Here is a 12,093-nt window from a genome sequence, read left to right on the forward strand (position 1 = left end):
AAAAAATAACTTCGAGTTGATTTCACAACTTTCCAACCTTAAATTACTAATTTTATGTGACTTTTTTAATACTTAACTTAATGGAACGACACGTAAGACTTCTTCCAGCGAAGTGACACCTGCAACAACTTTTCGCGCACCTGCAATTCGGAGTGGCTCTACACCCTCTTTTTTCGACTGAAAACGTAGAGTATTTAAAGGGACATTGTCACTGATCATTTGCTTCATTTGTAAGCTGATCGGCATAAACTCATAAATCCCAACACGCCCTTTATAACCTGTATAACGGCAGGCTTCACAACCTACAGGAACATACATGGTTTTTGGAACATCGACTGTATAGTCCACGGTTAAATGCAACCACTGGGCTTCATTGATAGGTACTTCTTGTTTACATGCTGGACACAGCTTACGCACTAAACGCTGTGCCAATATACCGAGCAATGTGGCAGAAGATAAAAATGGCTGTACACCTAAATCATGCAAACGGGTCAGACTCGAAGGTGCATCATTGGTATGTAGTGTTGAAAGCACCAAGTGGCCTGTCAGCGCTGCCTGAATCGCCATATCAGCGGTGTCTTGGTCACGGATTTCCCCGACCATAATAATGTCAGGGTCTTGACGCATTAAAGCTCGAATACCATCAGCAAAGCCAAGTTCAATCCCGTGATTGACCTGCATTTGGTTAAAGCTACCCTCAATCATCTCAATCGGGTCCTCGATGGTACAGACATTTACATCATCTGTGGCCAGTTGTTTTAAAGTTGAATATAGCGTGGTGGTTTTCCCTGAACCTGTCGGCCCTGTAACCAAAATAATGCCATGACTATGCTGGGTCAGTTCATGCCAATGATTCAATAAATTTTGATCAAAGCCGAGCTGTTCAAAGTTACGCACCAAGACTTCAGGGTCAAAAATACGCATGACCATTTTTTCACCAAAAGCAGTGGGCAAGGTCGCTAAACGCAACTCTGTTTCCAAACCTCGTGGCGTACGAGTTTTTAAACGTCCATCTTGGGGTTTGCGTTTTTCAGCAACATTCATTCGCCCTAAAATTTTAATACGAGCAATCACTGCACCCAAGGTATTGGCAGGCATTTTATAAATAGTGTGTAAAATCCCATCGATACGGAAACGCACCTTACTCTGTTCACGGCGTGGCTCAAGGTGAATATCACTCGCCCCTTGCTCAAAGGCAAACTGTAAAATCCAGTCCACCAATTTCACAATATGCTGATCATTGGCATCTGGGTTCTGATTGGTTTCGCCCAATTGCAACAGCGCTTCCACACCGCGATTATCTCGTTCATAACTCTGATTCTTCTGCGATGAGTTTACTGCACGACTGACTTGGTAATACTCTGTGACATAGCGCTGTAACTGCTCAGGACTTAAAAAAACCCGCTGGATTTTTTTGGGTTTAAGACCATTCTCCAGATACCCGATCCAATCCGTTAAAAAAGGTTGATCTGTTCCGATCAAAACTTCGGTGTCATTCACTTCAACTGCCAAAATGTGATTTCGAATGGCAAATTCTTGTGACATGACCGCAGTGAGTGCCGCAACATCTGCTTTAAGCGGATCAATCACATAAAATGGTAAATTGGCTTTCTGGGCGAGCCACTGACACAAAAAATTCAGCGTCAGCTTTTTGTCAGGATCATTTGGAAGACTTAAATCAAATTGTGCAATCCACTGTAAAGGGTGCCATGCCAACTGTGTTTTGTTGCGATGTGTAGTCTGAACTAATGCCTGATCACGCTCAGTCATCATGTCATCCCAAAGCAACTGATCTAAACACCAAGTCAAATCAATAGAATAAGAAAATTGTTTAAACCGCTGATTTGACTGCATGAAAAAAACCCCTACATGATCATTATGATTTTATGCAGGCTATGTTAGCACTTTATGCTGTAAGCATTAATGATTTGAACTAAAACTATCTTTCTATAAAGCATTGATTAGTCGGTATATGGAATCAATTCAACGATGACAATCTCATTCACCCTCACCTGAAACCGAACATTCAAATCAGCAAAATGTAATCCATAAACACGTTCAGGATCATCTTGATAGGCAGGACGTGGGTCGAGTGCCAATACCTGTTCAATTTCCTGATATAGTTGAGATGAACCTAATCCATTTTCAGCAAGTTGAATACGCTGTGATAATGCTATTTCAGACCAAACCACCTGTTTGAGTACTGGTGCTTCGCGAGCATAACCACTTTGCGCATCAGGAATAGCATCGGAATAAGCAATATACGGTTTTATATCGACTATCGGTGTACCATCGAGCAGATCCGCACCCGACACATACACACGTAATTGATTATCAACCTGTTCAACACGTTTAAAACGGACAACGGATAAACCAATCGGTGCAGGTCGATACATACTGCGTGAAGCAAACACCCCGATTTTTTGGTTGCCACCTAATCTTGGTGGACGAATTTGTGGTCGGAAACGTTCAAGCGGCTTATTTTGATGAAATTGCCACAACAGCCATAAATGACTAAATTCTTCGATGCCGACAAAGGCGAGTGGATCATCATACGGAGCCTGCATCACAATATAAGATTCAACATCCACCAGATTCGGCTGACGTGGAATACCAAACTTTTCTTTGAATGGAGACTGCATGAAACCAATAACGGGAACTTGGAGCGGAGCGATCATCACTTTTTCTTATAAACACAATTAAATATATTCAGTTTATCGGCAATCATTTTAGATTAAAATACACCTCAGTTTTTATTATCCATATTGAGATTGCTTGAATGGCTGCTTTTAACGCTGAACGTGTAACACATGTTCACCATTGGAATGACACTTTATTTAGTTTTAAAACAACACGTGATCAAAGCCTGCGCTTTAAGAATGGTCAGTTTGTCATGATCGGTCTTGAAGTGAATGGCAAGCCGTTAATGCGTGCCTACTCAATTGCAAGTGCCAACTATGAAGAAGAACTTGAATTCTTCTCGATTAAAGTACAAAACGGTCCATTGACTTCGATTTTGCAAAAAATCCAAGTGGGCGATGAAATTTTAATTTCTAAAAAGCCAACAGGAACTTTAGTCCTTGATGACTTACTCCCAGGTAAAAACTTGTACCTTCTTTCTTCAGGTACAGGCTTAGCACCATTCTTGTCTGTGATTCGTGATCCTGAAACTTATGAACGCTTTGAAAAAGTGATCGTGGTTCACGGTACACGTTTCATCAGCGAATTGGCTTACCAAGACTTGATCTTAGATGAATTGCCAAACAACGAATTCTTCGAAGAATTGGGCATTAAAGACAAATTGGTCTACTACCCAACTGTAACTCGTGAAGAATTCCATACTCAAGGTCGTGTAACAACTGCAATTGAGTCTGGTCAATTGTTTGAAAAAACTGGTTTACCACGTTTCAACCCTGAAACTGACCGTGCAATGCTTTGTGGTAGCCCACACTTCCTGAAAGACGTTGCCGCGCTTCTTGACCAACATGGTTTGAAAGAATCTCCACGTATGGGCGAAATGGGCGATTACGTGATTGAACGTGCTTTCGTAGAAAAATAATTCCACGATGCTCTAAAAAACCGAAGTCCTGTGCTTCGGTTTTTTGTTTGAACGTATTGAAAAATCAGACATCGGCTGTAAAAAAGCTTGTCGATCTCGGCATTTTTCTGCACAATTCTTGCTTTCGTTTTTAGCATAGCCGTAGCCAAATGAGTTTGCCGTTCCCTCTCATCCAGCAAATAGATGCATTATTGCCACAAACCCAGTGCGGTTTATGTGGACATCGTGATGGATGTTTGCCTTATGCCAAAGCAATTAGTGAGGGTGAAGAAGCCAACAAATGCGTCCCAGGGGGGCAGCCTGTTGCCGATGCCATTGCACAGCTACTCAATCGCCCTTTGCTCAAAGCCGAAGAAAGTGTTTGGGATATTCAGGCAGATGGTCGACCTCAGCGCATGAAAGCGGTGATTCGTGAAGATGAATGTATTGGCTGCACCAAATGTATTAGTGCCTGCCCTGTCGATGCGATTATTGGTAGTGGTAAATTAATGCACAGTATTCTAAGCGATCTGTGTACAGGTTGTGAATTGTGCATACCACCCTGTCCTGTCGACTGCATTGATTTAGTAGAAGATACGCAAGCTTTACCGACAGCAACACAGCAAACCGAACAGCAAGATGATCTACGCTATCGTTATTATGCACATATCCACCGTGAAGAGCAGCGCCGCACCGAACGCAAAGGGCCGATTGTCCGCGCTGAAATTGATAGCGAGTTATTTGTCCAATTCTCAAGTTATTTAAATAGCGTACCCACCATTCAGCGTGTTGAAAAATCGTCTGAACAAGATTTGGTTGCCGATGCCAAGACGACCATTGAACTGGCTAAACTACGGACTCAAATTAAGAAACTTGAAAAACAGCTCAGCGTACGCGACAACCCAGCGAAACGTGCTCAACTTGAACAGCTCAATGCTGAGTTAAATGTACTGCAAGGTGAAGGCTAATGTCCAGTAAGAACATGACCAAAAAGCAGGTTCAAACTTTTTTTGAACGCTTACGTGAACAGCGTCCTGAACCAACGACCGAACTCAATTTTTCATCGCCTTTTGAATTGCTTATTGCGGTCATGCTCTCAGCTCAAGCCACCGATGTCAGTGTTAACAAAGCCACTGATAAACTTTATCCTGTTGCCAATACGCCTGAACAGATTTTGGCGCTAGGCTTAGAAGGTTTAAAAAGCTATATCAAAACCATTGGCTTATATAATTCAAAAGCTGAAAACGTGATCAAGACCTGTGAAATTTTAATCGGTCAACATCACAGCCAAGTTCCAGATAATCGAAAAGATTTGGAAGCACTTCCAGGGGTTGGACGTAAAACAGCCAACGTGGTGCTCAATACGGCTTTTGGACACCCAACTATGGCAGTGGACACGCATATTTTCCGTTTAGGTAATCGTACAGGTTTGGCTGTCGGTAAAAATGTACTTGAAGTTGAGCAACGCTTAATTAAAGTCATTCCAAAAGAATTTATGATTGATGCACACCACTGGTTGATTTTGCATGGTCGTTACTGCTGTATCGCACGTAAACCCAAATGTGCTGAATGTGTGGTTTCCGATGTGTGCAACTGGGCCGACCGTTTTGAGTTTGGTGCGGTCAAACCTGTAAAGCCTAAAAAAGAAGATTGATTTTAATTCATCACACTAAGAATCAATTTTAAATTAGCGTTTCTTTTTAGATGGCGTTGATTTCTTAGTGGGTTGAGGAATTGGTTGGGGTTTAGATGCTTGTTTATGCTCTTTCACTACATCATTAAGCATTTTCTTGCTTTGTAAAAGTAAAAAGATCAGCCCCACTAAGCTGATAATCACTAAGGCGATCAGTGCCAATTTCAACATCGTCTGCTTTTCCCTATATAAAAAAAGAGCCCTACAATAAATGAGGGCTCTTTATCTGTCAAAGTCGATTATTTCGCTTGATCTAAAATCGCGAACAAATCAGCTTGAACATTATCAATCGGACGTAAGCCGTTCAATTTGTCGTAGCTTGGTGCATTTTCACCAGATGCTGCGCGACCTTGATAGAAGCCAACCAATTGTTCAGTTTCAGCATGGTAAGCTGACAAACGTTTACGAATGGTTTCTTCTTGATCGTCTGGACGTTGAACAAGGTCTTCACCAGTTTCGTCATCTTTACCTTCCACTTTTGGTGGATTATAGACAACGTGGTAAACACGACCCGATGCAGGGTGCTGACGGCGACCAGAAAGACGGTTCACGATCTCTTCGTCTGGCACATCAATTTCAATCACGTGATCGATGCTGATGCCTTCTTTCTCTAGCGCTTCTGCTTGAGGAATGGTACGAGGGAAACCATCGAAAATACAGCCGTTTACACAATCAGGTTGAGCAATACGCTCTTTGACTAAGCCGATAATTAAATCGTCAGAAACCAAACCACCAGATTCCATTACACTTTTCGCTTTCAACCCTAATTCGGTTCCTTCACGAATCGCAGCACGGAGCATATCGCCAGTTGAAATTTGTGGGATATCATAGCGCTTACAGATCAACTGAGCTTGAGTACCTTTACCTGCGCCAGGTGGTCCGAGTAAGATAATGCGCATCTAATAAATCCTCATCTAAAATAAAAACAGTCTTAACCTGTCCAAAGATTTTAAATCTCTGAAACTGTTAAGTATTATAAAAAAGCAACAAACAAATGTATTGTACCAGCAATAAAGCCAGTTACCCCCCCCAATACAATCAAAATCCACTCATCCTCTTTAAATGCGGGACGTAACAAATTCTGGAATTCACTTGGAGTTAGCTCGCGAATACGATCTCGAAACATTTGAAATATTTTACGTGCACGACTTGCATTAAATGCAGGATCGCTAACAGGTACCATCGTAATTTCAATTGAGCGGTCAATCAAGTCTGTTTTTAACTTCGCGTACTCTCTTGGCCCTAAAGATAATTGCAATGTGGTGCGTACCAAAGGCGTATCCATAATCTGATTGACATGCTGTTTAACAATGCGTCGCGTTTTTTCCTTATAATGACCATACATCATTTCGCTCATAATGGTCTTTAAAGTAATCAACTCTTCGGTCACAACTTTAGCGAACACATCGGAAACTTCTTCCTGACGTTTCATGAATGCACCCTGAATATTGTAAGTTCCAATCCGAGGAATCACGGGCACAATCCATGGAAACTGATGCTGTTTAGTCCGTCTAAAGAATTGTGGATAACGAACGTAATGCGGATAGAGTGGATTAAACACCATCCAGATCGCAATCCAATTGGTGAGAAAACCCCAGATTGATGCCCAAAATGGGACTGTCCAGTGCCAAGGCACCAAGAACCAAACCACCATTTGGAATAAGCCAAAGAAACAACCAATCAAGGCACTAATATGCCAAATAAAATTAATTTCTTTTTGTCCAACCTTCAGGAACATGCGAACCATAAGCTTGGGGTCAGCTTCCATTTGGCTAACGACCATTTCACGCATATCGACCAGTGATTCGACATTGTAGGTCAGCTCAGTCACCAAATGTTCAAGAACGGCCGGCAACTGTTTATGTCCCTGATCATAGATACGACGACGAATGGAATACGGAATATTTTCCCAAAGCACAGGATTACGTTCGAGCATGATCTCGTCAATCAGGTTTTCAAGTTCATGATTGACTTGTTCACCAATAATCTTTGCCATTTCTTCAGGATCCATTGCCTGAAGAAACTCACTCAGTGATCCAATTTTTTTTAAGGTGTTATCTGTGATAATCCCTGAAATACGTCCTGCTTTACGTGGCACGATCCCCTGCCAACCCACAGGTACATTTCCAACATGAAAACCCCAGAAATGAATCGGGTAAAAGACCATTTTGAGTGCCATCCACACATGCGCCCAAGTTACAAATGCAGTCACAGGAATAATACTTATTACCGCCCAGTGGTCGGGGCGATGCATAAAAACTTGCCATAAATGACTAATAAATTCGAACATGAATGCTCTCGTGCGCTATGACTTCAGGGGTTCAATCAAGAAAATGGCTATTTTGAACGAATACAACTGCTTAAAGTATACCAAATTTGTAAGACTAGCATTTGACTGTTTCACAAGGATGATTTTCTAGTTTTTTTCTACGTTACAATCTAGCAGGTTTCTATGATGAACTATAACAACATTCACATAAAAACTGATGGCAAATCAGACAAACTACAAGTTTTACACAGAATGAAGAAAATACTTGCTACTTTCATGCCAATGTTGAGTTAAAATAATCCGCCTTTAATTCTCCTCTGGCTGATTGACGATACGAATATGAAGCAGCATTTTCCCTTAAAGAATGTTCAAGAAGAAAAACGCCTTTTTCGTAGTCGAATTTTCATCGCCATCGGTCTTGTCGTTTTATGTTTTATTACACTCATTTCAAGATATGTGTATTTGCAAATCTTTCACTATCAGGAATTTGAGACTGCTTCAGACAATAACCGTATTCGTTTACAGCCATTAGCGCCTGCTCGCGGTTACATTTATGACCGCAACGGAATTTTACTGGCAGACAACTACCCTGTCTTTACTGCAACCATGAGTAAAGCCGACGTCGAAGATATCGATGGTACAGTTAAAAAACTGATTCCTATTCTTGATTTGACCCAAGACGATATTGACCGCTTTACTAGCCGAATTAAAACTGCCAAGAAAACCGAACGCGTCGCCCTCAAGCTCAATCTGAATGAAACCGAGATTGCAAAATTCAGCGAAATGAAATATCTGTTTCCTGGAGTCAATATCGAAACGCAAATGACGCGCTATTATCCATATGGGGAATTGTTTGCCCATGTGATTGGTTATGTCGGACGAATCAATGACCGTGAATTAAAGAAAATCAATAAAGATGTCTATGCAGGAACTAACCTGATCGGGAAAATCGGGGTTGAAAAGTCTTATGAAGACTTATTGCATGGAACACCCGGCAATGAGTCTGTAGAAGCTGATGCACATGGTAATGTGCTACGTCATTTAGGTAAAAAAGACCCTGTTCGTGGTAATGATCTCTATCTTTCACTGGACTATGGCCTGCAAATGGTTGCATCTGAGCAACTCGCAGGTCGTCGTGGTGCTATTGTCGCCATGGATCCTCACACAGGTGAAATTCTAGCCTTGGTATCAAGTCCAAGCTTTAACCCGAACCTGTTCGTTTCAGGAATCAGCACCAAAGACTATGTCGCTTTACGTGATAACCTTGACCAACCGCTTTATAACCGCGCCTTACAAGGGGTTTACCCACCAGGATCTACCATTAAACCAGTCGAAGGTTTAGGGGGGATCAACTATGGCGTGATTGATTGGTCAACGACCATTAATGACCCGGGTTATTTCCATTTACCAGGGGATTCACATAAATTCCGTGACTGGAAAAAAAATGGTCATGGTATTGTCGATCTCAACAAAGCCATTCAAGAATCTTGCGATACCTTTTTCTATGTTCTGTCCAGCCAAATGGGGATTGAGCATATGAATGCATGGATGCGCCAGTTTGGCTTTGGTGAAAAAACAGGGATTGATTTGCCAAGCGAAAGTTCGGGGCTTTATCCAAGTCCTGAATGGAAAATGCGTACGCGTAAAACCAAATGGCTTAAAGGTGAAACCATTTCTGTCAGCATCGGACAAGGGGCATTTACCGCGACTCCGATTCAGTTAGCCATGGCCATCTCTATGGTTGCCAATCACGGCTATCATCTTGTACCCCATGTAGTCAGTAGCTCTCGAGGTGCAAAACCATTTCCTGTACGCAATGCACCCGACGGCCGTGTTAAATTTAACGGAACCGACGAAGACTGGAACAAAATGCGTGATGCGATGGTCAATGTAATTAATCAGGGAACAGGGCGTCGTATTCGTACCAATGCCTACCAAATTGCAGGAAAAACAGGTACAGCTCAGGTAAAAAGTATTGCACAAGGTAAAAAGTATAACGAAGCTTTACTCACTGAACGTCAGCTTGACCATGGCTTGTTTGTTGGCTTTGCCCCTGCTGAAAATCCTCAAATTGCAATTGCTGTAATTTTGGAAAATGGTCGCCATGGTGGTGCTGCAGCAGAGCTTGCACGTCCTGTCTTTGACTACTGGATGCTTCAGCGTAAAACCAACCCAATTCGTCCATTGACGCATCAGATTACAGGCAGCTTGATGACTGCAGGAATTCAGCCAAGTCAGTTACCAAGTGGCCAAAGCATATTACAAGCCGATCCAAATGCTGTACCGAATAGCCAAAAAGCACAGCAAATGACCCAAAAGCAAAAAGCTGACACAGCAGCACAGCAAGCAGAAATCACGGAATAAGCATGAAAAATCAGTTGCGTATTATTGGTGGAGAATGGAAACGACGTCAGTTGAGCTTTGCTTCAATTGATGGCTTACGTCCAACACCTGATCGTGTGCGTGAAACCCTGTTCAACTGGTTAATGTGGGATATTCAAAATGCTGTTGTCCTTGACCTTTGTACAGGTTCAGGTGCACTCGGATTTGAAGCGTTATCACGTGGCGCAGCACAACTGGTGATGATTGAACCTGATCGTAATCAAGCTAAATTCCTGAAAGACAATCTTCAATTGCTAAAAGCTGAAAATTGTCAACTCTATACCAACACCGCCCAAAGTGTTTTACCCAAGCTCAATCAAGCGTTTGATCTGGTCTTTCTTGATCCACCTTATAGCTTGGATTTGTGGCAGGAATTGGCTGAACTTGCGGATGTCCATTTAAAAGATCAGGGCTTGATTTATGTGGAAGCTGACCGAGCACTTAATAGTTTAAAGCTCCCATCTTCATGGAAGCTCCTCAAGCAGACCAAAGCAGGTCAGGTTCAGGCGGGTTTATTTCAAAAACAGCTTTGATCATAACTCACTGACTTCCTCCTGATCAGGAGGATCATCATGGCGCAAGTCTTCTGCATAGGCAGTTTCACGACGAGTCTGTTGTGGCTCATGCTCACGTCCATCATCATCATGAAAACCATTTTCAATATGTAATGGCTTTAGCGGTTTAGAAGACAAGATAATGTACTTAAGCTGCGTGGCATGAGCATGTGGCACCATACAGCCATTTAACGAAATGAGACACAGCAGGCTAATCCAAAAATACTTCATGGCAAGCTTAATCAGTAGAATAGCATTGCGCTATTGTTGAGGAAGTTCGATGAAAACTCTTGCTGAGTGATGTAAATTGAAACGTGGTTTCACTGAAGTTTTGCAACCGATTAAAACATCATGTAAGCGCGTGTGAAAAACGATGAACTTCAGTAAAAAAAGTTAAAGCAACGGATTACTTTAACTTTTCTTTAATGTCTAACAACAGCTAAATTACGCCAAGCCTAACAGACCGACCAGTGCTACGACACCTGCTACGATTTTACGACCCTGCTCTGGAATATAACGCTCAAGCAAAGCGCCCACACCCAAACCAATACCGTATAGCAACGCCATTGCAGTCACCATACCAAGCATCAACCCTGCCCAATGCCCATGTGAACTGAGTTCAACCCCATGCGCCATACCGTGGAAAATCGCCAAAGCGGCTGTTGCCACAGGCATCATGACATTGTGTTTACGCCACAATGCTACAGCCAGCATCATTAACGATGCCACAATGCCATATTCTGCCACCGATGCACTAAATAGGTTTTGCGCACCAACCACAAAACCAATCAGTAAAGCAGCCACTAACGCAACCACACCCGACATTTGCCATTGGCGTTTGGTTTTCCAAAGCAATACACCCAGACCTGCTGCCATAGACATGTGATCGAGTCCAGTAAATGGATGGACAAAACCACTTAAAAAGCCCAATTGTGGAAATTCATGCCCAGGGTGTGCCATCGTAAGCACAGGTAATGCGCTCAGGATCAAAGCACTGCTCAATGTTTTTAAAATTTTCATGCCATGACTCCTTATGATTTAAATAAACCTTGTTTCTCAATGAAGCTAATGATCTCTGCCAAACCATCTTGGGTTTTCATATTTGAAAATAGGAAGGGCTTTTCACCACGCATACGCTTGGCATCCTGATCCATCACGTCCAAGTTAGCGCCAACCATCGGTGCCAAGTCGGTTTTATTAATAATCAACAAGTCTGACTTGGTAATACCTGGCCCACCTTTACGTGGAATTTTCTCACCACCCGCTACATCAATCACATATAAGGTCAAATCAGACAATTCAGGGCTAAAGGTTGCTGCCAAGTTATCACCACCACTTTCGATGATGATGAGCTCCAATCCATCAAACTTTTCACACAAGTCATCAATCGCTGCAAGGTTAATTGATGCATCTTCACGAATCGCAGTATGCGGACAACCACCCGTTTCCACCCCGACAATACGCTCAGGATTCATGGCTTCATTACGGGTTAAAAAGTTCGAATCTTCTTTGGTATAAATGTCATTGGTCACAACTGCCATGTTGTATTTGTCACGTAAAGCACGGCATAAATTTAAGGTTAATGCGGTTTTGCCTGACCCTACTGGGCCACCAATTCCGACACGCAATGGGCTACGTTCTGACATTTTTGTTTCCT

General features: G+C 42.4%; 13 protein-coding genes. 5 read left to right on the forward strand and 8 right to left on the reverse strand.

Features of this window, described 5'->3' with window-relative positions:
• Positions 1-72 precede the first annotated feature (72 nt).
• Together C1A47_RS04405 and tsaA are read right to left on the reverse strand one after the other, a co-directional pair.
• The gene (locus C1A47_RS04405) at positions 73-1,854 is read right to left on the reverse strand and encodes a GspE/PulE family protein (protein ID WP_111892800.1); all 1,782 of its coding nucleotides are present in this window, start codon (positions 1,852-1,854) and stop codon (positions 73-75) included.
• Between the two features lie 107 nt (positions 1,855-1,961).
• Positions 1,962-2,678, reverse strand: coding sequence for a tRNA (N6-threonylcarbamoyladenosine(37)-N6)-methyltransferase TrmO (gene tsaA / locus C1A47_RS04410; RefSeq protein WP_171294326.1), 717 nt, complete (start codon positions 2,676-2,678; stop codon positions 1,962-1,964).
• A gap of 101 nt (positions 2,679-2,779) precedes the next feature.
• Here tsaA and C1A47_RS04415 point away from each other — a divergent pair, with 101 nt between their 5' ends.
• The 3 genes from C1A47_RS04415 (at position 2,780) to nth (ending at position 5,192) form a co-directional block, all read left to right on the forward strand.
• Complete coding sequence (locus C1A47_RS04415; RefSeq protein WP_111892802.1) at positions 2,780-3,559, forward strand: ferredoxin--NADP reductase; 780 nt, start codon at positions 2,780-2,782, stop codon at positions 3,557-3,559.
• A 149-nt stretch (positions 3,560-3,708) separates the two neighbouring features.
• A complete protein-coding gene (locus tag C1A47_RS04420; protein ID WP_111892804.1) occupies positions 3,709-4,506 on the forward strand; it encodes an RnfABCDGE type electron transport complex subunit B in 798 nt (265 codons plus the stop codon).
• A complete protein-coding gene (gene nth, locus C1A47_RS04425; RefSeq protein WP_111892806.1) occupies positions 4,506-5,192 on the forward strand; it encodes an endonuclease III in 687 nt (228 codons plus the stop codon). The genes C1A47_RS04420 and nth overlap by 1 nt, the downstream gene beginning before the upstream one ends.
• A 33-nt stretch (positions 5,193-5,225) precedes the next feature.
• On the opposite strand, the gene C1A47_RS17725 is transcribed toward nth, so the two are convergent.
• The 3 genes from C1A47_RS17725 to C1A47_RS04435 form a co-directional block, all read right to left on the reverse strand.
• Entirely contained in the window at positions 5,226-5,402 is a 177-nt protein-coding gene (locus C1A47_RS17725; RefSeq protein WP_171294327.1) for a hypothetical protein, read from the reverse strand.
• A 68-nt stretch (positions 5,403-5,470) separates the two neighbouring features.
• Positions 5,471-6,130, reverse strand: a complete 660-nt coding sequence (adk, locus tag C1A47_RS04430; RefSeq protein WP_111892808.1) for an adenylate kinase — start codon at positions 6,128-6,130, stop codon at positions 5,471-5,473.
• Positions 6,131-6,204: 74 nt separating this feature from the next.
• The gene (locus C1A47_RS04435; RefSeq protein ID WP_111892810.1) at positions 6,205-7,521 is read right to left on the reverse strand and encodes a hypothetical protein; all 1,317 of its coding nucleotides are present in this window, start codon (positions 7,519-7,521) and stop codon (positions 6,205-6,207) included.
• A gap of 318 nt (positions 7,522-7,839) precedes the next feature.
• Between C1A47_RS04435 and mrdA the strand changes: the two genes are divergently transcribed.
• Both mrdA and rsmD read left to right on the forward strand, forming a co-directional pair.
• Positions 7,840-9,864 (forward strand): penicillin-binding protein 2, encoded by a 2,025-nt coding sequence (gene mrdA / locus C1A47_RS04440; RefSeq protein ID WP_111892812.1) that lies wholly within the window; start codon positions 7,840-7,842, stop codon positions 9,862-9,864.
• Positions 9,865-9,866: 2 nt separating this feature from the next.
• Complete coding sequence (rsmD, locus tag C1A47_RS04445; protein ID WP_111892814.1) at positions 9,867-10,415, forward strand: 16S rRNA (guanine(966)-N(2))-methyltransferase RsmD; 549 nt, start codon at positions 9,867-9,869, stop codon at positions 10,413-10,415.
• Here the strand turns inward: rsmD and C1A47_RS04450 are convergent, their stop codons facing one another.
• The 3 genes from C1A47_RS04450 to ureG form a co-directional block, all read right to left on the reverse strand.
• Positions 10,416-10,667: a hypothetical protein gene (locus C1A47_RS04450; RefSeq protein ID WP_111892816.1), complete on the reverse strand. Its 252-nt coding sequence runs from the start codon at positions 10,665-10,667 to the stop codon at positions 10,416-10,418. It abuts the gene before it with no gap.
• Positions 10,668-10,880: 213 nt separating this feature from the next.
• Positions 10,881-11,456, reverse strand: coding sequence for a HupE/UreJ family protein (locus tag C1A47_RS04455; RefSeq protein ID WP_111892818.1), 576 nt, complete (start codon positions 11,454-11,456; stop codon positions 10,881-10,883).
• A gap of 11 nt (positions 11,457-11,467) precedes the next feature.
• Positions 11,468-12,082 (reverse strand): urease accessory protein UreG, encoded by a 615-nt coding sequence (ureG, locus tag C1A47_RS04460; protein ID WP_111892820.1) that lies wholly within the window; start codon positions 12,080-12,082, stop codon positions 11,468-11,470.
• Positions 12,083-12,093: the final 11 nt, after the last annotated feature.

This window comes from Acinetobacter sp. MB5 (genome assembly GCF_003261585.1).
Lineage (GTDB): Bacteria > Pseudomonadota > Gammaproteobacteria > Pseudomonadales > Moraxellaceae > Acinetobacter.

Excerpts from the sequence above, each read along its gene's own strand:
- C1A47_RS04405 (WP_111892800.1), bottom strand. The coding sequence starts at position 1,854 with ATGCAGTCAAATCAGCGGTTTAAACAATTTTCTTATTCTATTGATTTG.
- tsaA (WP_171294326.1), bottom strand. The coding sequence starts at position 2,678 with ATGATCGCTCCGCTCCAAGTTCCCGTTATTGGTTTCATGCAGTCTCCA.
- C1A47_RS04415 (WP_111892802.1), top strand. The coding sequence starts at position 2,780 with ATGGCTGCTTTTAACGCTGAACGTGTAACACATGTTCACCATTGGAAT.
- C1A47_RS04420 (WP_111892804.1), top strand. The coding sequence starts at position 3,709 with ATGAGTTTGCCGTTCCCTCTCATCCAGCAAATAGATGCATTATTGCCA.
- nth (WP_111892806.1), top strand. The coding sequence starts at position 4,506 with ATGTCCAGTAAGAACATGACCAAAAAGCAGGTTCAAACTTTTTTTGAA.
- C1A47_RS17725 (WP_171294327.1), bottom strand. The coding sequence starts at position 5,402 with ATGTTGAAATTGGCACTGATCGCCTTAGTGATTATCAGCTTAGTGGGG.
- adk (WP_111892808.1), bottom strand. The coding sequence starts at position 6,130 with ATGCGCATTATCTTACTCGGACCACCTGGCGCAGGTAAAGGTACTCAA.
- C1A47_RS04435 (WP_111892810.1), bottom strand. The coding sequence starts at position 7,521 with ATGTTCGAATTTATTAGTCATTTATGGCAAGTTTTTATGCATCGCCCC.
- mrdA (WP_111892812.1), top strand. The coding sequence starts at position 7,840 with ATGAAGCAGCATTTTCCCTTAAAGAATGTTCAAGAAGAAAAACGCCTT.
- rsmD (WP_111892814.1), top strand. The coding sequence starts at position 9,867 with ATGAAAAATCAGTTGCGTATTATTGGTGGAGAATGGAAACGACGTCAG.
- C1A47_RS04450 (WP_111892816.1), bottom strand. The coding sequence starts at position 10,667 with ATGAAGTATTTTTGGATTAGCCTGCTGTGTCTCATTTCGTTAAATGGC.
- C1A47_RS04455 (WP_111892818.1), bottom strand. The coding sequence starts at position 11,456 with ATGAAAATTTTAAAAACATTGAGCAGTGCTTTGATCCTGAGCGCATTA.
- ureG (WP_111892820.1), bottom strand. The coding sequence starts at position 12,082 with ATGTCAGAACGTAGCCCATTGCGTGTCGGAATTGGTGGCCCAGTAGGG.